A 23,308-nucleotide genomic window follows, 5' to 3' on the forward strand; every position below is an offset into this window, starting at 1 on the left:
GATAAAAGTTTGATGATTTAGCTATATTTCCATCATCCAAATGTTAAAGCGCCCACATTTAGAAGCCTTTCATTTGTGAATGTTCCATGCAAATGATAAATTGACGCTTTAATAATCTTCCAGATGAGATAAGCGATGCAAGCCATTATTCTCGATACAGAAACACATACTTTAAATGGTCAACCTATTGAGATTGCATACGCGCCAATTCAAATTTCCGACCATAAAATCACTTTAGATAAATCACAGCTTTTTGATCAACTTTATAGTGTGGATGAACCTATTTCTTTTGCTGCAATGGCTGTGCATCATATTCTTGAATCAGATTTAACTGATCAGCCTCATTACACAAGCTTTAAGTTACCCAAAGAAACAGTTTATATTATTGGTCATAATATTGATTATGATATTCGTGCCTTAGAAAAGTGTGGGGTTGAAACGTCCAATATTAAAGCTATTTGTACCCTTGCACTTGCCCGCCTTGTTTGGCCAGATGCCGAAGCACATAATATTTCTGCACTCATTTATATGATTAGTAAAGGCAGTGAGAAAGCGCGTGAAATGATTCGCAAAGCACACCGTGCAGACATGGATATTATTTTAACGGCAAATATTTTGATGCATATTGTGCATCATCTCAAACTCAATAGTATTGAAGAACTTTACGAAGCTTCTGAAGATGCTCGTATTCCGCGTAGTATTAATTTTGGTAAACACCGTGGTACAGCAATTACAGAATTACCATCAGATTATGTGCAATGGTTACTTCGCCAAGAAGATTTAGATCCTTATTTACGCAAAGCACTTGAAAATAAGGCAATTGCCACTTTATAAACTGACCTTAGATTCTCACTTAAAGTGCAATACCATGCTCTTGCAATAATACTAGACTCGGACTTTTAAATCCGAGTCTTTTTCTTGGACGATGATTTAACCCATATTTTTCTAGATTGATTTAACATTGAACAAATACGAAAAAATGGAAAGCCTCTTTCAATGTATAAAGCAAATAATAAGCAGGGTGAAATATGCAAGTCACGCAAAGTTTTGCCAATATGGCATCAAAATTATATTAACAGAATATCTATATGACTTATTTCTAAACGACATGCATGCTACAGGTAATTTTAATGCTCAAAAATTAAAAACCCGTAAGTAAATACTTGCGGGTTTTTAATTGAAGACTTAAATTGAACTTAGAACAAACGGTTCATACCATTTAATGTTGCTACACGGTACGCTTCAGCCATCGTTGGATAGTTAAACGTGGTTTCCACAAAATACTTAATAGTATTGTTTGGACTATTCATAACTGCTTGACCAATATGAATAATTTCCGCCGCATTATTACCAAAGCAATGTACACCAAGAATTTCTAAAGTGTCACGATGGAATAAAATTTTCAACTCACCTACAGTATCGCCCGTAATTTGTGCACGTGCCAAATGACGGAAAGATGCTTGACCAACTTCATAAGGAATTTTTTCCTCTGTCAGTTGCTGTTCATTCTTACCAATAGATGAAATTTCTGGAATAGTATAAATACCTGTTGGAATGTCTGTAACTGGTGCGACATCTTTTTCGCCACTCATATTCGCACCCGCGCAACGACCTTGGTCATATGCAGCCGACGCCAAAGATGGCCAACCAATGACATCCCCGGCAGCGTAAATATTATCAATTTCAGTTTGATATTTTTCATTTACCGTTAATTGCCCACGGCTATTCGGATGCAAGCCAATATTTTCTAAACCTAAACCATCGGTATTACCCGAACGGCCGTTACACCACAAAATAGCATCGGCTTTAATTTTTTTGCCACTTTGTAAATGCATCACAACATGGTCATCAAAGGTTTCTAAATGATCAATTTGTTCATTATGACGAATCAACACCCCTTGTTCACGTAAGTGATATGACAAAGCATCTGAAATTTCATCATCCAAATAACTAAGAAGTTTGTGCTGGGTATTAATCAAATCTACTTTGTGGTCTAAACCAATAAAGATAGATGCATATTCACAACCAATGACGCCTGCACCATAAATAATGATTTTCTTGATAGAAAAATCCAGATCCAAAATTTTGTCTGAATCAAACACACGTGGATGATTAAAGTCTAAAATACTTGGGCGATATGGACGCGAACCTGTAGCAATGACCAATTGTTGGAAAACAATCGTTTCCGTGATGCCGTCTTCGCTAAATACCAAAATTGTATTTTTATCCTGCACATACGCACGACCATGATAAATATCAATTTTATTACGATCATAAAAACGCGAGTGTGTATCAACTTGAAGCTGAATCACTTTGTGCGCATTACGAAGTACTTGCTTCATGGTGAACTGTTTCCAATCCCCCACTTTTTGAAACATTGGATCACGCTGATAGCGAATAATACTAGATACAGTTTGACGCAATGCCTTACTTGGAATTGTACCCACATGAGTACAGTTACCACCAAGCTGTTCACGCATATCGACAATTGCAACACGCTTGCCTGATTTCGCAAGTTTCATTGCCGCGCCTTCGCCCGCTGGGCCTGAACCGAGAACTACCGCATCGTATTTCACGAAATTCCCACTAATGACCTCTTTCTTACGTGGCATTCAACGCTCCTTTAAAACTAACTTTTCACTTATCTTGCCCATATTATGACTTAATTAATATGACTTTGCTGTATTTAGCTCACATATATTAAATGATAACTACATTTAGTAAATGAATAGTATTTTTACCCTATCATTTCGCATTTCCGCTATAATAATGATGCTATTTTTTTAGAATATCTCCTCGTCAAAACAGTGGAAAAGTTGAATATGTCTGAAAACCGTAAACCAGAACAGGGTGTCAAACTTCGTGGCGCAGAAAAGGTCGCCCGCATTCCTGTAAAAGTTATTCCTACGGTTGAAGCGCCCCGTAAGCCCGACTGGATTCGGGTAAAAATGGCCGCACCAGATGAAGTGCAGCGCATTAAAACAACCTTACGTGCGCAAAAATTGCATACTGTCTGTGAAGAAGCAGCTTGCCCCAATTTGCCTGAATGCTTTGGTGGTGGTACAGCAACCTTTATGATTATGGGTGATATTTGTACCCGTCGTTGCCCATTCTGCGATGTTGCACATGGTCGTCCAAATGCACTCGATGCAGATGAACCTCGTCATATGGCAGAAACCATTGCCAATTTAGGCCTTAAGTATGCCGTCATTACATCTGTAGACCGTGATGACTTGCTTGATGGTGGCGCACAACATTTTGTTGACTGTATTAAAGAAGCCCGTAATTTAAGCCCAAAAACCTTATTAGAAATTTTGGTGCCTGACTTCCGTGGTCGTATGGATGTGGCTCTTCGTATTATGACGGAATGCCCACCAGATGTGTTTAACCACAATATTGAAACTGTGCCACGTCTGTACAAAGCCATGCGCCCTGGTTCAGATTATCAACATTCTTTAAACTTACTGAAAATGTTTAAAGAATACTGTCCTGAAGTGCCAACGAAATGTGGTTTGATGGTTGGACTGGGTGAAACTGAAGAAGAAGTACTTGCATTACTGGATGATTTACGTGCACACGATGTTGACTATATTACGATTGGTCAATATTTACAGCCATCTAAAGAACATGCGCCTATTTCGCGTTTTGTAACACCTGAAGAGTTCGAACGTTACACCGCACATGGTCAAAAACTGGGCTTTCGCAATATCTGGGCAGCACCTATGGTACGTTCAAGCTATTTTGCAGACCGTCAATACTATGGCGAACCTGTTCCAGCTGTACGTCGTAAAGCAGATCCTGCTAAAAAAATTACCGTACAAACTATTGAAGCTTAATTAAACTTTAAGCCCTAAATCAGCCCTCATTATTGAGGGCTTTTTAATTGATCTATTTTTTAATTCCTTCTTTTCAATATTTCACCCTGTATTAATTACCTAACTCTACATTTCTTTGCATGAAGGTGCTAGCAATGTGTCGTTTTTTTATTCAATCTAAATCTAGAGCCAAATACTCTTCTTTCTATATTTTTAAGATTTCCTCTTATTTTTGTCATTTAGACCACATCAAGAACAGTTCAAGATATATTTTTATTTTAAGTAACGTTAACTGTTTCAATATGGCAAAAATACATAATAACCATTCACTGGAGGCAAAAAATAATGCTATTTATTCTCAGTGTCATCCTTTTACTTGTAGCCGTTTGGGCAATTTTTCTCTTTGAATTAGCTAGATTAACTGGTTCTTCCCTTCTTATTGTTGTGGTGCTATTGGTTGCTTTTCTTAGTCCGTGGTCACTCCTTTTGGGTATTCCATTAATTTTAATCAGTTTGATTGTACTCATTGAACCGCTTCGTATGCGCTTAATTAGCCAACCTGCCTATAATATTTTAGCCAATGCCATGCCCAGTATGAGTAGTACTGAACGTGAAGCACTGGATGCGGGCACCAGTTGGTGGGAAAAAGAACTGTTTATGGGAGCACCAGATTGGAAAAAATTCGATAGTTACCCCTACCCACAACTAAGTTCAGAAGAACAATCTTTTTTAGACAATGAGGTTGAACAACTATGTGGCATGCTGAATGAATGGGATATTCATCATAAACATAAAGATTTACCACCTGAAGCATGGCAATTCATTAAAGATCATGGTTTTTTGGGGCTCATTATTCCCAAAGAATTTGGCGGACGCCAATTTAGTTCCTTTGCACAAAGCCGAATTATGAGCAAAATTGCATCACGATCTTTAACAGCAGCGGTGTGTTGTATGGTCCCGAACTCTTTAGGACCCGGTGAATTGCTATTAAATTACGGTACAGAAGAACAAAAAAAGCGCTATTTACCCGGTCTCGCTAAAGGTGAGGAAATCCCTTGTTTTGGTTTAACCAGCCCTGAAGCTGGTTCAGATGCCGGCTCTATTCCAGATTCAGGTATGGTTTGTTATGGCCAGTTTGAAGGTCAACAAGTTCTAGGTCTGAAGATGAATTTTTCTAAGCGTTGGATTACCCTTGCGCCAATTGCTACCGTCATTGGTTTGGCTTTTAAAATGTATGATCCAGATGGTCTATTGGGTGATGCAAATAAAAAAGAATACGGTATTACTTGTGCCTTACTCCCCGCTAGTCATGAAGGTGTTGTGACTGGTCCACGGCATAATCCTGGCTCACCTTTTATGAATGGCACTGTTGAAGGTAAAGATGTGTTCATTCCGTTGGACTGGATTATTGGCGGTGTAAAAAATGCAGGTAAAGGCTGGCGCATGTTGATGGAATGCTTAGCGGTTGGTCGTGGTATTTCCCTACCCGCGCTGTCCACAGCAGCAGGTGAAATGGCCTATTTAAATGTCGGTGCATTTGCCAAAGTTCGTCAGCAATTTAAAATTTCTGTGGGTAATTTTGAAGGTGTGCAAGAAGCAACCAGTGAAATTGCCAGCGATGCTTACATGTTAGAGGCATTCCGCTATCTGGTCACTTGTGGTCTGAACCAAGGTGGTAAACCTGCTGTGATGACTGCAATGGCAAAATACTACGCTACAGAAACCATGCGACGGATGCTCAATCATGGCATGGATGTCGTTGGAGGTCGTGCCGTACAACTGGGTCCACGCAACTTTATTGCCCTTGGGTATCAGGCAATTCCTGTTTCGATTACCGTAGAAGGTGCCAATATCCTGAGTCGTTCACTGATGATTTTTGGTCAAGGGTCTATGCGTTGTCACCCTTATTTATTTGAAGAACTACAATTGTTACAGGCTGAAGATAAAAACACGGCACTCAAAACCTTCAATGACATGTTGTTTAAGCATTTAGCTTATACCTTCAACCGTACAGCGCGTGCATTTACTTATGGCTTTACAGGTGGTTCTGCACATGCCTCAGAAAATGCAGATACATTTAGTCGTCCTTATTATAAAATCATTAATCGTTTCAGTGCCAATTTCGCCCTAACCGCCGATATGTGTTTAGGTTTATTGGCCGGTGATATTAAACGTAAAGAAATGCTGTCTGGGCGTTTAGCCGATATTCATGCTCAAATGTTCATCGCCACAGCTATTTTGAAATTTTATGAACATGGGCAAAAAACAGATGCAGAGCAAGCTCATGCACGACTGGCCTTAGACAAAGCCCTCTACAAAACTCAAGATGCCTTTTATGATCTTTTTGAAAATTTCCCTATCAAATTCGCTTCGGCTTTAGTCAAATTTATCTGCTTCCCTTTGGGTCGTGCAGTAACCAAACCAACAGATCAATTAAAACGTGATGTTGCTACATATATGTTGCAAGACAATGCTTTTCGCCAGCAATTAAAACAACACGTTTGTTACAGCACAGACACGAATGACGTTTCTGGACGTATGGAATCTGCTTTTCAAATGTTGCTAAAAATAGAACCGCTTTGGAATAAATTCAAAAAGGCCGAATCTAAAGGACAATTTCAAGGTCTGACTTTTGAAGCACATATTGCCGATGCTGTGACTACGAATTTCATTACACAATCTGAAGCAGATCAGCTTATTGCATACAATATTCAACGCTATGACAGCATGCTCACCGATATTTTTGATGAACAACTATTCAATGAATTAACGCTAGATAATCCACATCTATTGCACAAAAAAACGGATTCAGCGCAACCCCAGAAAACGGACGATGAACCTGAGGCATTTCTACGATTTTAATTTCAAGCTAAAGTCAGGACAACTCAAAATAGATTGTTCTGACTCTCTACAATCATCAGCCCATGACACGATAACTTTAGCAATATTGGCAATGGAAAATAACAGAATAGAAGGTTTGAACAGAAACAGGAACATCTAAACCAATTTCTATCAAAGATGCTGAATGTATTCTAAAAACAAGTAACTAGGTAAAACTGTACATACCATTGTATTGCCTTGTAATTTATTACTTTCAATCACTTAAGCTAAATATCACTAATTAAACTCAATGTTTAAATTAAAAGGGCTGAGTCCTGTTGAATACAAAACTCAGCCCTTAAAAGTTGTTTAATCAATCCATCCAACTTATTGGAGGCAGATCATTATGCGAGATTTTTTTAGTGAAAATTAACGTGGCAATGGAATATATTGCGACTCGCCATTTTTCTCTTGTAGTTTTCTTTCAGTAATTTTGACATCAACAATCATTGGCTTCTTATCACGTTCAATAGAGACCCTTACGGTGCTATTTGGTGCTTGTAAAGCCACATAGTTAATTAAATGAGAGGCTGAAGTAATCACTTCATCATTCACTTTCAAAATTTTATCGCCACGTTTTAGACCCGCTTTAGCAGAAGGGCCATTAGGTTGTACATGCGCAACAATAACTCCTTGCTCTTTCGGTGCAAAAACATCTTCCTGTTCAATAGGAAGCAAACTAATCCCTAAATAACCACGTACTACTCGCCCATCCTTCAAAATAGCATTCAGGACTTGCTGACAAATTTTTGCAGGAATTGCGAAACCAATACCCAATGAACCGCCAGATTGCGAGAAAATTGCAGTATTTACACCAATTAAATTACCAGCAACATCAATTAATGCACCACCTGAATTACCGGGGTTAATGGCCGCATCGGTCTGAATAAAGTCTTCATAGGTATTGATGCCTAAATCTGAACGACCTGTTGCAGAAATAATACCCTGCGTTACGGTTTGACCAACGCCAAATGGGTTACCAATAGCCAGTACAACATCACCCACTTCATTGCCACTTAGTTTGAAAGGCAACACTGGAAGCTGATCCATTTCAATTTTAATTACTGCAATATCAGTGTCTGGGTCTGTTCCCACCACTCTTGCTTCTGCACGACGACCATCATTTAAAGCCACAATAATTTGATCAGCCTGAGCAATTACATGATTGTTGGTTAAAATATACCCATCTGGTCGTACAATAACACCTGAACCCAAACTATTTTCATTCGGTTCTTGCTTCAGTTGATCGGGGATTTGATTGCCAAAAAATTCACGAAATGCAGGATCATTTAACAAAGGATGATCTAGCTGTTTCACTTTTTGAGTGGTAAAAATATTTACAACAGCAGGTGCTGCTACTTTAACAGCAGCACTGTATGACACGACCCCACCTGTACGTGAAGTATTGATCAGTGGTTCTACTTTTTCTGCGGGTAGTTTTACCCCATCTGGAGAAATAGGTGCTTTTGGCTTTTGTAGTTGTTGCCAACCTAAAAAACCAATGATGACTAGAATCAGTAACACCCAAGGTAACCAAGTAAAGGTCCGGCGCACAGTTGTATCCTCTAAAATTTTTATTCGTTGATGACTCAATTATTTAAGTCATATTGTAAAGTAATTTTTCAACCATTCTTTAAAAAATATTCAGAGTTTTGTCACTCTTTAGTTACAATTAAATGCATGTTTAAATAGTAAAAATTGATTTTGAATTGGCAGAATACAGATGGCTCAGTTAAACGACATTATTCAGTGGTGTAATCAAACATTGAAGTCACATGAATTTAAAGATTATGCACCCAATGGCTTACAGATTGAAGGCAAATCTGAAGTTAATAAAATTGTATGTGCTGTCACGGCCTCTCAAGAAGCAATTGAAGCCGCTATTGCACAAGGTGCTGACCTTCTTTTAGTGCATCATGGCTATTTCTGGAAAGGCGAACCCTACCCCATTACAGGTATGCGTGGCAAACGCATTAAAGCGCTCATTCAGCATGATATTTCATTGGTTGGCTACCACCTTCCTTTAGATAGTCATCCTGTACTAGGTAATAATGCAGCCATTGCTGATATTTTAGAATTAGATAATATTGAAGCTTTAGATCCTGCGGAACGCAACCCAATTGGTAATATTGGTTATTTAAAACAGCCCATGTCTGCGACAGAATTTAAAGTGTTTGTATCGGAACGCTTAGGGTTTAACGCAATTCATCTACCCGCAGATAAAACCTCCATCCAAAAAGTTGGGTTTTGTACTGGCGGTGCGCAAGATTATATTTCCAAGGCAGCTGAACAAAATTGTGATGCTTATATTTCAGGCGAAGTCAGTGAACGGACATTTTACGAAGCCAAAGAATTAAACGTGCATTATTATGCCTGTGGCCATCATGCAACGGAAAAATATGGTGTTCAGCGCTTAGCAAAAGCTATTTCAGAACAGTTCAATATTGAGTATAGTTATTTCGAATTAAACAATCCGATTTAATTTAGTTAAGGCGTGCTTTTGGCATTTTTCTTTATACGTATACGTTCGAGCCTTATTCTGTATTGTTATTTATCAGCAATGCGCAATTTGAGTTCATAATCCATTACAATAAAGCCACTTAATGTCAAAACCCAGCAAAATGCAAGGAATTGAAAACATGACAACCATTACTTTACCTGCTCTACCTTACGGTTACGAAGATCTTGCGCCGTACATCAGCAAAGAAACTTTAGAATTCCATCACGACAAACACCATAACACTTATGTTGTTAACCTAAACAACCTTATCAAAGGCACTGACCTTGAAGGTAAATCTTTAGAAGAAATCATCAAAGCTTCTGCTGGTGATGCTGCTAAAGCAGGCATTTTCAACAATGCTGCTCAAGTTTGGAACCACACATTCTATTGGAACTGTATGGCTAAAAACGGTGGCGGTAAAGCAACTGGCGCTTTGGCTGCTAAAATTGATGAAGCTTTCGGTTCTTATGAAAAGTTTGCTGAAGAATTTGCAGTTGCTGCTACAACTCAATTCGGTTCAGGCTGGGCTTGGTTGGTTGCTGACGAAGTAAATGGCAACTTGTCTATTCTTAAAACTGCCAATGCAGATACGCCACTTGCTCATGGCAAAGTTGCAGTATTAACAATTGACGTTTGGGAACATGCTTACTACATCGACTTCCGCAATGCACGCCCTGTATATATCAAAACTTTCTTAGAAAGCCTTGTAAACTGGGATTATGCAAATGCTAAATATGCTGGTCAAGAAGCTGGCGTTGAAAAATAAGATTTGAAATAATTTTATTTATTGCACAAAAATCACCCGAAATGGGTGATTTTTTTATTTTTAAATCTTAAATGTCTATTAATAAAGCAAATGATTCATTTCTTTACATTATATTATTGACGGTATGGGTTTTCACCCCTAAAATGCGCATCAGATTCTCCAATAGCTCAGTCGGTAGAGCGACGGACTGTTAATCCGCAGGTCCCTGGTTCGAGCCCAGGTTGGAGAGCCATCTATTTATTCTTCCATAGCTCAGTCGGTAGAGCGACGGACTGTTAATCCGCAGGTCCCTGGTTCGAACCCAGGTGGAAGAGCCAAGATTATAAAAAGCCCATGCATTGCGACATGGGCTTTTTTTATTATCAGAATTTCTTTAAAGCAGAAGTAATATTCATATTTTCTAAGTTGCCTACATGGCAGTGAACAAGGTCACTTATTTTACCAAGTATCAAGTGGCTTTCTAAGCTGCCTACATGGCAGTGAACCTTGTGTTGGGTAAATTTTCCCAATTTGTAGGTTTCTAAGCTGCCTACATGGCAGTGAACATTAACACCGAGTTGAAGAAAATTCTAAATAATTTCTAAGCTGCCTACATGGCAGTGAACCATTGATTGAAATAACATCACCAACATTTGATTTTCTAAGCTGCCTACATGGCAGTGAACGGCTTATATCAAGCTATGGATGACTTGGAATCTTTCTAAGCTGCCTACATGGCAGTGAACTAAACTTAATGTCTCTGCATGCTGTTGATTCATTTCTAAGCTGCCTACATGGCAGTGAACGTAATACCTATCTTGTAATGCTTACAGGCCGTTTTCTAAGCTGCCTACATGGCAGTGAACAATGAGTTCAAAATCAACTTACTGGGTCGCTTTTTCTAAGCTGCCTACATGGCAGTGAACTGGTAACTCTCAAAATTATCGTCGCACTTGTTTTTCTAAGCTGCCTACATGGCAGTGAACAAGGCTTACTTGCAAAACCTTCATGATGAGAATTTCTAAGCTGCCTACATGGCAGTGAACAAAACAATCCCAAATCAGTTGGGATCGTTCAATTTTCTAAGCTGCCTACATGGCAGTGAACCCATGACCTTTAACCTCAACACACTTACCGTTTTTCTAAGCTGCCTACATGGCAGTGAACTTCTTTGTTGATGCGTTTAATGATCTCATTGATTTCTAAGCTGCCTACATGGCAGTGAACTGTCAGCCCAGCGAAGTGCAATTAATTCTGATTTTCTAAGCTGCCTACATGGCAGTGAACTAAATTATATTTACGCGTCTGCTGAATCTGCTTTTCTAAGCTGCCTACATGGCAGTGAACTGGTAAAAAAGAGGGAAGTCCGCTAAGCCCTTTTTCTAAGCTGCCTACATGGCAGTGAACCGTAAATTGAGATTCATCACCATTTACGCCAATTTCTAAGCTGCCTACATGGCAGTGAACTGCTCCGTCTTTCTTTCGTGGTTTTTAATACTTTTCTAAGCTGCCTACATGGCAGTGAACTTCGCCACAAAAATTATTTTATCTTTATTATTTTTCTAAGCTGCCTACATGGCAGTGAACATCACTTACTCCCTGATTACCTGATCCCTTCATTTCTAAGCTGCCTACATGGCAGTGAACAGCGTCAGAACAGATTACAGTAATAGTAGCCTTTTCTAAGCTGCCTACATGGCAGTGAACTTCTTTGTTGATGCGTTTAATGATCTCATTTATTTCTAAGCTGCCTACATGGCAGTGAACTGAACCAAATCGTTTTTTCTGCAATATCTTTGTTTCTAAGCTGCCTACATGGCAGTGAACTAGATAAAGCTAAACAAGACGTTTTAGACATCTTTCTAAGCTGCCTACATGGCAGTGAACTTTACTGTGAAATCCCGATGGATTTATCACAATTTCTAAGCTGCCTACATGGCAGTGAACACTCAACTTCTGGATGAAACTCATTGGCTTTGTTTCTAAGCTGCCTACATGGCAGTGAACAGTAATTTTATAGCAAAAAATAAAGTGATAACAGTAAGTTAACCCTATAAACTCACAAAAGACCCAAGTTTTTACTCATAGTAACAACTCATTGATTTTATTAATATGTTAAAGAATGAATTTTATATTGGAGTAAAAAACTCTTTGTCAAAAACTATTCAAAACATATAAAAAAAGCCAGAGCATTGCTCCAGCCTTCTGCCTTTTTACACCATAAACAATAAAGTAAATTAAATGGGTAAACCGCTATGGAAACGGAACATTTCATCTGGACTTAATATCAAGTTTTTTTCAACTTCACGAATATGTGCAATACGTTGCTGAATATCTTCTTTCGGATTTTTCAGTTTTGACGATGTTGCCACATCCATCGCCAATGCCAAATAATCTTCATAATGTCGAGATTCTGACTTCAGCAAATAACGATAATAACGTGCCAGTTCATCATCAACACGCGAAGCAAGCGCATAGAAACGCTCACATGAACGTGCTTCAACAAATGCACCAATAATCATGACATCAATTAAAGCCTCAGGCTCATAAGTCCGAATTTCTTTACGTAATACGCCTGCATAACGGCCAGCACTTAAACTCTTAAGTTCCAGACCACGCTTGCTCATCAACTCTAAAACTTGCTCATAATGCAACATTTCTTCGCGTACTAGTTGCGCTAGTTTCACTTGCAGATCTGTAAAAAAGCTGTAACGGAACATCAAATTCATGGCCGTACTGGCCGCTTTCTTTTCACAATTAGCATGATCAAGCATCAAAATATCAAGATTCTGTATTGCTTTATCTAGCCACTCTTTTGGGGTTTCACAGCCTAAAAAGCCAATTACAGGCTTCATCAGCTTCTCATAATCAATGTTCGACATATTTCTTTATCAATAACTTAACGGGCAGCTTGAATAACAGCTTTCATTTGTTGAACGGCTTGTGCCAAACCTACAAATACAGCATCGGCAATAATTGAATGTCCAATATTCAATTCATGGATTTGTGGAATTTTGGCAATAGGTGTGACATTTTCTAAATTTAAACCATGACCTGCATTGACCACTAAGCCTTTTGAAGACGCATATTCAGCACCCACAATAATCCGCTCAAGCTCATACTGCTGTGCTTCTGCGGTTTCTGCATCTGCATAAGCACCTGTATGCAATTCAATTGTCGGCGCGCCACAAGCAACAGCAGCATCAATTTGCGCTATATCCGCATCAATAAACAAAGAAACACCACAACCTAATGCTGTTAATTCCTGTGTTGCTTTCTTCACATCCTCAAAATTCCCCAATACATCCAAACCACCTTCAGTAGTAACTTCTTGACGCTTTTCAGGGACAAAACATACATGCTGTGGCTTAATCTCTTTGGCGAATTCGATCATTTCTGCTGTGACAGCTATTTCTAAATTCATTTGTGTTTTTAATACTGGGCGCATACGTCGTACATCTTCATCTTGAATATGGCGACGATCTTCACGCAAATGTAAAGTAATCCCCTCAGCGCCCGCTTGTTCGCAAATCAGTGCAGCATTAACAGGGTCAGGGTAAGTGGTGCCACGCGCTTGACGCAATGTTGCCACATGGTCAATATTTACACCAAGTAATGCAGCCATAATACTTTCCTAAATTACGATTATGTTTGAGAATTCTGTATCCAAAGTTGGCGACTCTTTAACGGTCGATCGCCCAGCAATGACGTAATCATTTGCCGATAAAGCTTAGACAATAATTGTAACTGTTCTGAATCAAAATCCCTACCCTTTTCATATTCACACATCGACAGGATTTGCTGTCCAGAGATTGCTAGGCGGGAGTCTTGCGCCGAAGGAATAAAACCATCATTTAATTGAAATAAGTAATGTTGGTTTGCAGTAATATTTTGTTGATTTGAGTCCATAGAAAAATCTAGAGGATAGCCCAACTCTTGTAATAACTCATGTTCAAACTGACGTAAAATCTGCTTTAAAAAATGGTTGGGATGGGTTTGTTTTGTAATGTGCTGTAATTGCGCCAAAGTTTCTGCATATTGCAAATACGTTTCTGGCATTTCAACTTCTGGTGGACAAAGTCGTAGTAAAATTTCATTTAAATAAAAACCTGAAAAAAAAGCATCACCAAAAAAGAAAATCGGCTGATTAACTATTTCTAGTTTCGTAAAATTTTTTAAATCAGATTTGCCCGAAGCTTGTAAACAAATGGGCTGATATTGCGGTGGTGGCGTTTGTCGCAGAATACCATCAACACGACCATGCTCCTGTGTAAACAGATGCACAATATGACTGCGTTCTCTATATTTTCGATGATGGATGAGATAACCATGCAATATTTCATTACGCATGATTAGATGAGTTAATCCTTATCTTTTTTATGGTCTTTTTCATCATCGCCATCCGGTATAACAGCGCCAACGACAGCTGCTGTACCTTTTACAACACCTTTTGTGGTCTTATAAGCGATTTTAACAGGAACGGTAACAATTTTATGAATACAGCCTTGCAAAAACAACACGCAAGCCATTATTGCCAATACTTTCATCATTACCATTCCTTCTTAGCTTAAGTAAAATGATTAAATATCGCTATAACCCAAACTCTTTAATGCTCGCTCATCATCAGACCAACCACCTTTCACTTTCACCCAAAGCGTCAGCATGATTTTTTGCTCAAACATTTTTTCCATATCGACACGAGCATCCATCCCGATTTTTTTCAGTTTAGCGCCCTTTTCACCAATCACAATCGCTTTTTGGCCTGGACGATCCACAAAAATTGTCGCATCGATATAGGTACAAGCAGGCTTTGGACGACCTGTTTTTTCATTAATTGTCGCATCTTCAGTCTTAAAAGACTCAATTTGTACAGTTAAATCATATGGAAGCTCTTCACCCAATTGACGCATGATTTTTTCGCGAATCACTTCAGAAGCAAGAAAGCGTTCTGAACGGTCAGTTAACTGCTCCATCGAATATAGCGGTGGCTGGAAAGGTAAATAATTTTCAATCACATTGCGCAAATGATCTAAGTTTGCACCACGCAATGCAGAAACAGGAACAACTTCTGCAAAATTCATTAATTTTGCACGTTCTTGAATCAATGGTAATGCATGATTTTTATTTTCAAGCGTATCAATTTTATTAATGACCAGAATAACTGGCATATCTGCGTTTTTAAGTTTTTCCAAAACAAGGTCATCGTTTTGCGTCCACTTATCTGCATCAAGAACAAACAATACCAAGTTCACATCACGCAATGCAGAAGATGCCGCACGGTTCATCATTTTATTGATAGCGCGAACTTCTTTTTTATGCATCCCAGGTGTATCAACAAACACCGCTTGAGATTTTTCACGTGAATCAATACCAATAATCTTATGACGTGTAGTTTGAGGCTTACGTGAAGTAATTGATAACTTTTGACCCAAAAGATGGTTCATCAGGGTAGATTTACCCACGTTCGGACGGCCAACAATAGCAACAAAGCCACTACGGTAGTCTGAAGGAATTTCTGTGCCTTGCGCACTGAAAAATTGACTAATAAGGTCGTTACTGTCGCTTTGCGACTCGTGATCAGCATCGTTGTGATCGGAATGAGTAGTCATTAAGACTTTTGCTCCAAAATTTCTAAAAAATCTGCCGCTACAGCCTGTTCTGCGAAGCGACGGCTTGATCCTTCACCATATTTAATTGGCATGCCTTCCACAATACATTCCACTTTGAAATGTTGATTGGGTGCATCACCTTGAATATCAACAACTTCGTAAACCGGGAGAGGCTTTTTACGCGCTTGTAAATACTCTTGTAAACGTGATTTAGGATCTTTCAGTTGATCTGTTGGTTCAATATGATCTAAATAAGGTATATACCATTTTAGAACAATGGGCTCCAGAATTTTTAAATCCTGACAATCTACATATATCGCCCCAATAATCGACTCTACGGTATCGGCAAGTATAGACTCGCGATGATGACCGCCAGATTTCAACTCACCTGTACTTAAAATTAAACTTTGGCTCAATTTTAAGTCATTGGCAATTTTACCTAAGGCTTCCTGACGCACTAACGTAGCACGCATGCGTGTCAGTCTACCTTCATTTTCATGCGGATATGCATGATAGAGATAATTAGCAACAATCATCCCCAATAAAGAATCGCCTAAATATTCCAGACGCTCATAGTTGTACTTATGGCTCACCGATCGGTGAGTCAAAGCCAGTTGTAACAATTCAGGTTGTTTAAACTGATAACCGATTCGACTGGCTAAACGTGCATCATTTAGCTTGGACTGAGCTTTGATCAAAACTTTTCTCGAACTTTAACACAATATCTATATTCAATAAGAAAGGCTTTCTTATCTCATAATCTTTTTTCACTTGTATGCCATCTACATCTGTCACTTGAGCGATATCTACAAATTTCATATCTATCATATTCATATTAAAGCGCTTATCCATTTCAGAAACAAATTTAGCAGGACTAAGGTTTTTAGGTCCATTTTTCAATTGCTCTTCAATTTGATTGTTAATCAATCGATCGTCAACGTAGGGCCCCCAAACTGCAATTGCAATTTTAGCCATAAATGCAAAACCAATCACTGCCAATAAAATGGCTATATATGATGCCCCTTTTTGATGTCGCATTGTTATTTTCCTAATTATGCATTAATCAATTTTACCGTTACGGCTAAATGACGGTAATTTAAACCCAGGTTCTTTATGCATCCATTTATAAAATGCACGACCTGTTAGGTTTTCTTCAGGTACAAATCCCCAAAAACGACTGTCAGCACTTTGATCGCGATTATCCCCCATCGCAAAGTAATGACCCGCTGGAACTTTGACTTCCCAATATAAACCATTTTCGTTCGAATATTTACCATTGTCGACATAATTAATAAATGGTGCCTGACGGGCAACATTCACCCCTTCCAGTTCACGCATAGTATACGTATGTTCACCCAAGGTTTCTTGGTGATAAATCGATGTTGGCGTATCTTGCACATCTTTAGCACGACTAAATTCCACAGGAACTTTAGGTACTTTTTTACCATTAATAATCAATTGACCATGATCATAAACAATATGATCGCCTGGTAAACCCACTACACGCTTAATATAACTGATGGTCGGTTGTGGCGGATAGCGAAATACAATCACATCACCGCGTTCGGGTTCGCTCACATCAATAATTTTTTTATTGATAATAGGCAAACGAACACCGTATTCAAATTTATTGACCAAAATAAAATCGCCTGTTTCTAAAGTTGGTACCATAGAATCTGACGGGATATTAAAAGGTTCATATAAAAAAGAACGTAGAACAAGAACAACCGCTAGTACTGGCCAGAAATCATACGCCCAAGTAATAATGACATTTTCATTGCCCTTGCCTTTGGTTTGCCTTTGTTTCCAAACCAATTTATCTAACAGCCACACGATGAAAAAAACCAATGTGACAGGTACAAGGATTAAATTAAAATCAAAATCCATGAGCGTAATGACCTCGAGTTATTATCTTTCTACTTTTAGTACAGCAAGGAACGCTTCTTGCGGAATTTCAACACTTCCGACTTGCTTCATGCGTTTCTTACCTTCTTTTTGTTTCGATAAGAGTTTCTTCTTACGTGAAACGTCACCACCATAACACTTGGCCAATACGTTTTTACGCATCGCTTTCACTGTTGAGCGCGCAATAATTTGTGCGCCAATAGCTGCCTGAATGGCCACATCAAACATTTGACGTGGAATCAATTCTTTCATTTTTTCAACCAAGGCAATACCACGATGACGAGCATCGTTACGGTGACAGATCATGGCTAAAGCATCGACTTTATCGCCATTAATTAGCACGTCCACCTTAACCAAAGATGAAGATTCAAAACGAACAAAGTTATAATCCAATGATGCGAAACCACGTGAACATGATTTCAAGCGATCAAAGAAATCCATGACCACTTCTGCCATTGGAATTTCAAAGCTAATTGCAACTTGGTTACCCAAGAACTTCATGTCTTTTTGCACACCGCGGCGTTCAACGCACAATGTCATGACATTACCTAAGTATTCTTGTGGCACAAGAATATTACATTCTGCAATCGGTTCACGTAGGTCTTCGACAGTAGAACCTTCTGGCATTTTAGATGGACTATCGACATAAATTGTTGCACCGTTCTTCATCACTGCTTCGTAAATTACAGTTGGTGCAGAACTAATGAGGTCTAAATCATACTCACGCTCTAAACGTTCTTGTACGATCTCCATATGGAGCATCCCCAAGAAACCACAGCGGAAACCAAAACCTAAAGCATCTGAACTTTCAGGTTCAAAAAACAAGGCCGAATCGTTGATTTGTAATTTATGTAAAGCTTCACGGAACGGTTCAAAATCGCTGGCATCAATTGGGAACAAACCTGCATATACCTGCGGTTTAACCTTTTTAAAGCCTGGTAACGTTGGAACATCTGGCGTGGTTGCCAATGTAATCGTATCACCGACTGGCGCACCAAAAATGTCTTTAATCCCTGCAATAATAAAGCCCACTTCGCCTGCTTCTAGCATACCTGTGTCAGTATGTTTTGGATTAAAAACACCCACAGAGGTAATAATGTGCGTTTGGCCTGTTGATTTCATCAACATTTTATCGCCTTTACGCACACGACCTTGTTTGATTCGAACCAAAGACACAACGCCTAAGTAGTTATCAAACCACGAGTCAATAATCAGTGCTTGTAAAGGTGCCTCACGGTCACCTGTAGGTGCAGGAATAATCTCTACCAGTGTTTCTAATACCGATTCAACACCAAGACCCGTTTTTGCAGAACACGTTGGCGCATGCGTGGCTTCAATCCCAATAATTTCTTCAATTTCGTGAATGACGCGCTCAGGTTCAGCTTGAGGCAAATCAATTTTATTCAAAACTGGAAGAACTTCTAAGCCTTGTTCAAGTGCGGTATAACAGTTCGCAACAGATTGTGCTTCAACACCTTGCGCTGCATCTACAACCAATAAAGCGCCTTCACATGCCGCCAAAGAGCGTGAAACTTCATAAGAAAAGTCAACGTGCCCAGGCGTATCAATAAAGTTCAACTGGTATTCTTGACCATTTGGATGCGTATAGTACAAGGTAACTGATGTTGCTTTAATGGTAATACCACGCTCGCGCTCCAACTCCATAGAGTCTAAAACTTGAGCCTGCATTTCACGATCTTGTAAGCCACCACACATTTGAATGAAGCGGTCTGCAAGTGTCGATTTACCATGATCGATATGTGCAATAATCGAAAAGTTACGAATGTTTTTAATATCAACAGATTTTTTAGCTTGCGCCATGAGTTACCTTGAAGAAAAACGCGCCATGCACACAGTTTAAAATGCACAGCAAAAGCTGAAAAGAAATTGCGAAGGATTATAGCAGATGGTTTTTTCAATGTATCCATAATAATGAACTCGTTTGTGCTTTAAACAGCAAGGTTGAGTTCCTGATAAATACAAAGTACCAAAATCATGTGTTAGTTAAGCATCGTAAGCGCTGAAATCCAGAGGGTTTTCTGTATCTAAAATAGGTTGATAGGCTTGCGTAAATGTCGGAGACATCCGTTTAGGACGACCTGTAGCAATTTCAATACATGCCCATTGAGTATTGCCCATGAACAATACTGCTTTGTCTTTTGGTCGATAGAACACATACTGCCGAAAAGAATACAGTGCATTAATATCATTCAACCAAGTGCGTAAAATAATTTCTTCGCCTTCTACCGCCGCTTTTCTGTATTGCACATGATGCTCTACAGCCACCATAGCGTGTTTTAACACGATATATTCTTTTAACCCTAAACCTAACTGCTCAATATGCGCAGTTGCAACATCTTGCATCCAACTGACATAAACCACGTTATTAACATGACCAAGCACATCAATATGTTCGGGTTGTACAGTCAGCTTTAAATCAAATACGCTACTCATTTCACCCTAATCCCTTTGCTTTAAATACTTTATTAATCATAGTCTACGGTACTATCACATGCGTAAATTGCAAAAACAAAAAACCGCTTAAAGTCAGCGGTTTTTTGTTTAATTTAAACGTTATTCAATCCGCATTCCAACAATTGCACGTTGACCTTCACGAATAATCGTGACACGTGCAACGGTGTTCTTTTTCAAGTCAGAAACCACATCCACAAAGTCTTTGGTATTATTAATAACCTTGTTATTAATTTGAGCCACGACATCTCCTGACATTAAACGAGCCTGAGCAGCAATGCCGTCACGGCGTACATCTTGAATTAAAATACCGCCTTTAATATCTAACTTACTTAATTCAGAGGCATTCAAATCACGAATACTCACTCCTAAAACAGGCCCTTTACTTGGTGGTTGAATGGCTTCTGATTTTGCTGGCGTATCATCTGGTGCGGTAGACAATGTTGCTGAAATATTACGACGACTGTCATCACGCAGTACTTCTAATTGAATACTTTGATTCGGAACAGCGCGGTTCAAATAATTTAATAATTCAGATGTTCTAGAAATTGGTAGGCCATTAAATTTCAGAATCACATCTCCAGCTTTAAAGCCTGCTTTGGCCGCAGGTGAATTGGGTGCAATTTGCGTAATTAATGAACCTTCTGGTTTGTCTAATTTATAAGACTCGGCCAAGTTACGGTCAATATCTTGCAAACTTACGCCCAAATATGCACGTGTAACTTTCCCATATTTTTTCAATTGATCTGCTACGTCCATAGCCACATCAATTGGAATGGAAAATGACAAGCCCATGTAGCCCCCCGTTCCACTAAAAATACGTGAATTCACCCCAACCACTTCACCACGTTGATTAAACAGTGGCCCACCCGAATTACCCGGATTTAATGCCACATCAGTTTGAATAAACGGTACAGAGGTTTCCCCCATCATATTGCGCATTTTAGCGCTAACAATACCCGCAGATGCTGAATAATCGAAGCCAAAAGGCGAACCAATAGCCAATACTGGTTCACCTACTCTCAGCTGACCAACATTGCCTGTACGTAATTCAGGAAAACCTGAGCCTGCCACTTTCAATAACGCCACATCTGTGCGCTCATCACTACCGACAACGGTCGCGTCTATTTCACGGCGGTCATTTAATACAATGGTCACTTTAGACGCATTTTCTACGACATGATGGTTCGTTAATAAATAGCCATCTTTACTGATAAAAAATGCACTGCCATAACCCGTTTTTTCTTGTGGAATTTGTTGCTGTGGAATAATGACCTGATTTCCAAAAAAGCGTTTTAAAATTTCAGGCACTTGTTGTTGCAAAAGCTCTTCTTGAGTCAATTTTTTAACAACACTCACACTTACGACGGCAGGACTCACTTGCTCAACTAAATTAGAAAAATCGACTGGCGTAGCTGCATGCGATTGAACAGCTACAACAGCAAATACCACTGCGTATAACCCTGTTTGCATTGTTTGAATTTTCATCTCAAGTATTCACTCAAATTATTGATGTTTTGGAATATGATCGGTTTTATCATAAAGCATCTAAGTGCTTCGTAATAAAATGTTTATTATGTTTTGTATAAACAGTAGCTTAATTCAAGCTTAAAATTTAGATCTTGATTCATATTATTCATCATACTAAAGCATTTATGCTCTTGCCTTTTGTGCAAAAAAGCGGTGTTATTACCAGACTTTTTTTCAAATTAGCTGATGGATATGTCTAATTTAGAAACAACACATCATTTTGATGTGATTATTGTGGGTAGTGGCGGTGCAGGCTTAAGCTTAGCGTTATCGCTTCCGAATCATTTTAATATTGCTGTTCTGGCGAAGTCGATACTGACTGATGCAAGTACTTATTTTGCGCAAGGTGGTGTGGCAGCAGTATTGGATCAGACGGACTCTATTGAGCAGCATATAGATGACACAATGATTGCAGGCGCAGATTTATGTGAATTTGGCGCTGTTAAACAGACTGTTGAAGGCGGGAAGCCCTCTGTAGACTTTCTATTAAAACATGGTGTGCAATTTACCTTAGATGAACAAGAACAATTACATTTAACCCGTGAAGGAGGTCATTCGCAGCGTCGTATTATTCATGCTGCCGATGCCACAGGACGTGCCATTTCAACTACGCTGGTACAGCGTGCACAAGAAAAATCCAATATTCATATTTTTGAAAATTATATTGCTATAGATTTAATTACCTCACACAAGCTAAATCTGGATGAAGACAACCGTGCATTGGGTTTATACGCCCTAGATGAAAAAAACGAAAAAGTGCATACCTTTTTAGCTCCATTCACAGCACTGGCGTGTGGTGGCGCAATGAAAGCTTATTTATATACATCCAATCCAGATATTGCCACAGGTGATGGCATTGCCATGGCTTACCGCGCGGGATGCCGTGTCGCCAATATGGAATTTAACCAATTTCATCCAACCTGTTTATATCATCCGCAAGCGCGTTCTTTTTTAATTACAGAAGCTATGCGCGGTGAAGGTGCTTATTTACGCCTACCTGATGGTGAGCGTTTTATGTTGCGTTTTGATGAGCGCGCTGAACTTGCACCACGCGATATTGTAGCGCGGGCCATCGACTACGAAATTAAGCGCTTAGGTATTCGTCATGTTTGGTTAGACATTACCCACAAACCTGAAAGTTTTGTAAAAGAACATTTTCCAACCTTGTATGAACGACTGCTTGAATTGGGTATCGACATTACCAAAGAAATGATACCCGTTGTACCTGCCGCACATTACACCTGTGGTGGCGTAGTGGTAGATGAAAACAGCGAAACCGATATTGCTGGTTTATATGCGATTGGCGAGACCTCTTATACAGGTTTGCATGGCGCTAACCGAATGGCCAGTAACTCACTTTTAGAATGCTTCGTATATGGCATGGCCGCCGCTAAACACATTGAAATTGGATTACCAACTGATTATCAATCGCCACAAGTGCCTGCTTGGGATGATTCGCAAGTGATGAACCCTGACGAAGACGTGGTGATTTTACAAAACTGGGATGAACTGCGCCAAACCATGTGGAATTATGTCGGTATTGTGCGTAGTACCAAACGTTTGCAACGTGCGTTACACCGTATAGAAATGCTCAAGCGGGAAATCACCGAATATTATCAAGACTATCAGGTCAGTAAGAATTTGATTGAATTACGTAATTTAGTCTTAGTTTCAGAAATGATTGTGCGCTGTGCCATGGAACGCAAAGAATCACGTGGTTTGCACTTCACTTTAGATTACCCTGAACTTGGCCCTGAACTGCGTAAAACTGTACTCACGCCACCAAACTTTCAAGTTGAACAACCTTTGCTGAATGCCTAGTATTTAAAAAGCCGAATCGAATGATTCGGCT

Annotated in this window: 19 protein-coding genes, 2 tRNA genes and 1 CRISPR repeat array; of the genes, 8 read left to right on the forward strand and 13 right to left on the reverse strand. The window is 39.2% G+C overall.

Translation table 11 applies throughout. The features are described 5' to 3' along the window. Window positions 1-135: 135 nt before the first annotated feature. Window positions 136-834: an exonuclease domain-containing protein gene (locus BBP83_RS07905; RefSeq protein WP_068887219.1), complete on the forward strand. Its 699-nt coding sequence runs from the start codon at window positions 136-138 to the stop codon at window positions 832-834. A 362-nt stretch (window positions 835-1,196) separates the two neighbouring features. Here BBP83_RS07905 and sthA read toward each other — a convergent pair whose 3' ends face one another. After that, the gene (gene sthA / locus BBP83_RS07910) at window positions 1,197-2,612 is read right to left on the reverse strand and encodes a Si-specific NAD(P)(+) transhydrogenase (protein WP_068887221.1); all 1,416 of its coding nucleotides are present in this window, start codon (window positions 2,610-2,612) and stop codon (window positions 1,197-1,199) included. Window positions 2,613-2,822: 210 nt separating this feature from the next. Between sthA and lipA the strand changes: the two genes are divergently transcribed. Further along, window positions 2,823-3,836 carry a lipoyl synthase gene (gene lipA / locus BBP83_RS07915; protein WP_068887223.1) on the forward strand — a complete coding sequence of 338 codons (1,014 nt, stop codon included), beginning with the start codon at window positions 2,823-2,825 and terminating at the stop codon, window positions 3,834-3,836. 324 nt (window positions 3,837-4,160) lie between these two features. After that, entirely contained in the window at window positions 4,161-6,677 is a 2,517-nt protein-coding gene (locus BBP83_RS07920; RefSeq protein WP_068887225.1) for an acyl-CoA dehydrogenase, read from the forward strand. A gap of 387 nt (window positions 6,678-7,064) precedes the next feature. Here the strand turns inward: BBP83_RS07920 and BBP83_RS07925 are convergent, their stop codons facing one another. Continuing rightward, the gene (locus BBP83_RS07925) at window positions 7,065-8,249 is read right to left on the reverse strand and encodes a S1C family serine protease (protein WP_068887227.1); all 1,185 of its coding nucleotides are present in this window, start codon (window positions 8,247-8,249) and stop codon (window positions 7,065-7,067) included. A 169-nt stretch (window positions 8,250-8,418) separates the two neighbouring features. On the opposite strand from BBP83_RS07925, the gene BBP83_RS07930 reads away from it, so the two are divergent. The 4 genes from BBP83_RS07930 to BBP83_RS07945 all read left to right on the forward strand — a co-directional run bounded on the left by BBP83_RS07930 (window position 8,419) and on the right by BBP83_RS07945 (window position 10,278). Beyond that, complete coding sequence (locus BBP83_RS07930; RefSeq protein ID WP_068887229.1) at window positions 8,419-9,177, forward strand: Nif3-like dinuclear metal center hexameric protein; 759 nt, start codon at window positions 8,419-8,421, stop codon at window positions 9,175-9,177. 157 nt (window positions 9,178-9,334) lie between these two features. Further along, entirely contained in the window at window positions 9,335-9,961 is a 627-nt protein-coding gene (locus BBP83_RS07935; protein WP_068887669.1) for a superoxide dismutase, read from the forward strand. A gap of 156 nt (window positions 9,962-10,117) precedes the next feature. Next, window positions 10,118-10,193, forward strand: a tRNA-Asn gene (locus BBP83_RS07940). A 9-nt stretch (window positions 10,194-10,202) separates the two neighbouring features. Continuing rightward, window positions 10,203-10,278: transfer RNA gene (locus tag BBP83_RS07945), tRNA-Asn, on the forward strand. Between the two features lie 80 nt (window positions 10,279-10,358). Next, window positions 10,359-11,947: direct repeats of the CRISPR family, unit length 28 nt; unit sequence TTTCTAAGCTGCCTACATGGCAGTGAAC. A 230-nt stretch (window positions 11,948-12,177) separates the two neighbouring features. Here the strand turns inward: BBP83_RS07945 and BBP83_RS07950 are convergent. The 11 genes from BBP83_RS07950 to BBP83_RS08000 all read right to left on the reverse strand — a co-directional run bounded on the left by BBP83_RS07950 (window position 12,178) and on the right by BBP83_RS08000 (window position 21,414). Next, a complete protein-coding gene (locus tag BBP83_RS07950; RefSeq protein WP_068887231.1) occupies window positions 12,178-12,822 on the reverse strand; it encodes a MiaE family protein in 645 nt (214 codons plus the stop codon). Between the two features lie 17 nt (window positions 12,823-12,839). Beyond that, window positions 12,840-13,565, reverse strand: coding sequence for a pyridoxine 5'-phosphate synthase (gene pdxJ / locus BBP83_RS07955; RefSeq protein ID WP_068887233.1), 726 nt, complete (start codon window positions 13,563-13,565; stop codon window positions 12,840-12,842). A 20-nt stretch (window positions 13,566-13,585) separates the two neighbouring features. After that, window positions 13,586-14,290, reverse strand: coding sequence for a DNA repair protein RecO (recO, locus tag BBP83_RS07960; RefSeq protein WP_068887235.1), 705 nt, complete (start codon window positions 14,288-14,290; stop codon window positions 13,586-13,588). Between the two features lie 11 nt (window positions 14,291-14,301). Next, the gene (locus tag BBP83_RS07965; protein ID WP_068887671.1) at window positions 14,302-14,490 is read right to left on the reverse strand and encodes an NF038104 family lipoprotein; all 189 of its coding nucleotides are present in this window, start codon (window positions 14,488-14,490) and stop codon (window positions 14,302-14,304) included. Window positions 14,491-14,520: 30 nt separating this feature from the next. Further along, complete coding sequence (gene era, locus BBP83_RS07970; RefSeq protein ID WP_068887237.1) at window positions 14,521-15,549, reverse strand: GTPase Era; 1,029 nt, start codon at window positions 15,547-15,549, stop codon at window positions 14,521-14,523. Further along, window positions 15,549-16,247: a ribonuclease III gene (gene rnc, locus BBP83_RS07975; RefSeq protein ID WP_068887239.1), complete on the reverse strand. Its 699-nt coding sequence runs from the start codon at window positions 16,245-16,247 to the stop codon at window positions 15,549-15,551. Before rnc ends, era begins: the two co-directional genes overlap by 1 nt. Further along, on the reverse strand, window positions 16,219-16,587 hold the full coding sequence (locus BBP83_RS07980) for a DUF4845 domain-containing protein (RefSeq protein WP_068887241.1): 369 nt from the start codon (window positions 16,585-16,587) through the stop codon (window positions 16,219-16,221). The genes rnc and BBP83_RS07980 overlap by 29 nt, the downstream gene beginning before the upstream one ends. A 21-nt stretch (window positions 16,588-16,608) precedes the next feature. After that, window positions 16,609-17,436: a signal peptidase I gene (gene lepB / locus BBP83_RS07985; protein ID WP_068887243.1), complete on the reverse strand. Its 828-nt coding sequence runs from the start codon at window positions 17,434-17,436 to the stop codon at window positions 16,609-16,611. Between the two features lie 21 nt (window positions 17,437-17,457). Continuing rightward, window positions 17,458-19,275, reverse strand: a complete 1,818-nt coding sequence (lepA, locus tag BBP83_RS07990; protein ID WP_068887245.1) for a translation elongation factor 4 — start codon at window positions 19,273-19,275, stop codon at window positions 17,458-17,460. Between the two features lie 183 nt (window positions 19,276-19,458). Further along, on the reverse strand, window positions 19,459-19,908 hold the full coding sequence (locus tag BBP83_RS07995; protein WP_068887247.1) for an acyl-CoA thioesterase: 450 nt from the start codon (window positions 19,906-19,908) through the stop codon (window positions 19,459-19,461). Between the two features lie 120 nt (window positions 19,909-20,028). Next, window positions 20,029-21,414, reverse strand: coding sequence for a Do family serine endopeptidase (locus BBP83_RS08000; RefSeq protein ID WP_068887249.1), 1,386 nt, complete (start codon window positions 21,412-21,414; stop codon window positions 20,029-20,031). 228 nt (window positions 21,415-21,642) lie between these two features. Between BBP83_RS08000 and nadB the strand changes: the two genes are divergently transcribed. Then, window positions 21,643-23,277 carry an L-aspartate oxidase gene (gene nadB / locus BBP83_RS08005; protein ID WP_171258062.1) on the forward strand — a complete coding sequence of 545 codons (1,635 nt, stop codon included), beginning with the start codon at window positions 21,643-21,645 and terminating at the stop codon, window positions 23,275-23,277. The last annotated feature ends 31 nt before the right edge of the window (window positions 23,278-23,308 follow it).

The organism is Acinetobacter celticus (genome assembly GCF_001707755.1).
GTDB classification, from domain to species: Bacteria; Pseudomonadota; Gammaproteobacteria; order Pseudomonadales; family Moraxellaceae; genus Acinetobacter; species Acinetobacter celticus.

Coding starts and splice junctions, on each gene's coding strand:
- BBP83_RS07905 (WP_068887219.1), top strand. CDS start 136: ATGCAAGCCATTATTCTCGATACAGAAACACATACTTTAAATGGTCAA.
- sthA (WP_068887221.1), bottom strand. CDS start 2,612: ATGCCACGTAAGAAAGAGGTCATTAGTGGGAATTTCGTGAAATACGAT.
- lipA (WP_068887223.1), top strand. CDS start 2,823: ATGTCTGAAAACCGTAAACCAGAACAGGGTGTCAAACTTCGTGGCGCA.
- BBP83_RS07920 (WP_068887225.1), top strand. CDS start 4,161: ATGCTATTTATTCTCAGTGTCATCCTTTTACTTGTAGCCGTTTGGGCA.
- BBP83_RS07930 (WP_068887229.1), top strand. CDS start 8,419: ATGGCTCAGTTAAACGACATTATTCAGTGGTGTAATCAAACATTGAAG.
- BBP83_RS07935 (WP_068887669.1), top strand. CDS start 9,335: ATGACAACCATTACTTTACCTGCTCTACCTTACGGTTACGAAGATCTT.
- BBP83_RS07950 (WP_068887231.1), bottom strand. CDS start 12,822: ATGTCGAACATTGATTATGAGAAGCTGATGAAGCCTGTAATTGGCTTT.
- pdxJ (WP_068887233.1), bottom strand. CDS start 13,565: ATGGCTGCATTACTTGGTGTAAATATTGACCATGTGGCAACATTGCGT.
- recO (WP_068887235.1), bottom strand. CDS start 14,290: ATGCGTAATGAAATATTGCATGGTTATCTCATCCATCATCGAAAATAT.
- BBP83_RS07965 (WP_068887671.1), bottom strand. CDS start 14,490: ATGATGAAAGTATTGGCAATAATGGCTTGCGTGTTGTTTTTGCAAGGC.
- era (WP_068887237.1), bottom strand. CDS start 15,549: ATGACTACTCATTCCGATCACAACGATGCTGATCACGAGTCGCAAAGC.
- BBP83_RS07980 (WP_068887241.1), bottom strand. CDS start 16,587: ATGCGACATCAAAAAGGGGCATCATATATAGCCATTTTATTGGCAGTG.
- lepB (WP_068887243.1), bottom strand. CDS start 17,436: ATGGATTTTGATTTTAATTTAATCCTTGTACCTGTCACATTGGTTTTT.
- lepA (WP_068887245.1), bottom strand. CDS start 19,275: ATGGCGCAAGCTAAAAAATCTGTTGATATTAAAAACATTCGTAACTTT.
- BBP83_RS07995 (WP_068887247.1), bottom strand. CDS start 19,908: ATGAGTAGCGTATTTGATTTAAAGCTGACTGTACAACCCGAACATATT.
- BBP83_RS08000 (WP_068887249.1), bottom strand. CDS start 21,414: ATGAAAATTCAAACAATGCAAACAGGGTTATACGCAGTGGTATTTGCT.
- nadB (WP_171258062.1), top strand. CDS start 21,643: ATGGATATGTCTAATTTAGAAACAACACATCATTTTGATGTGATTATT.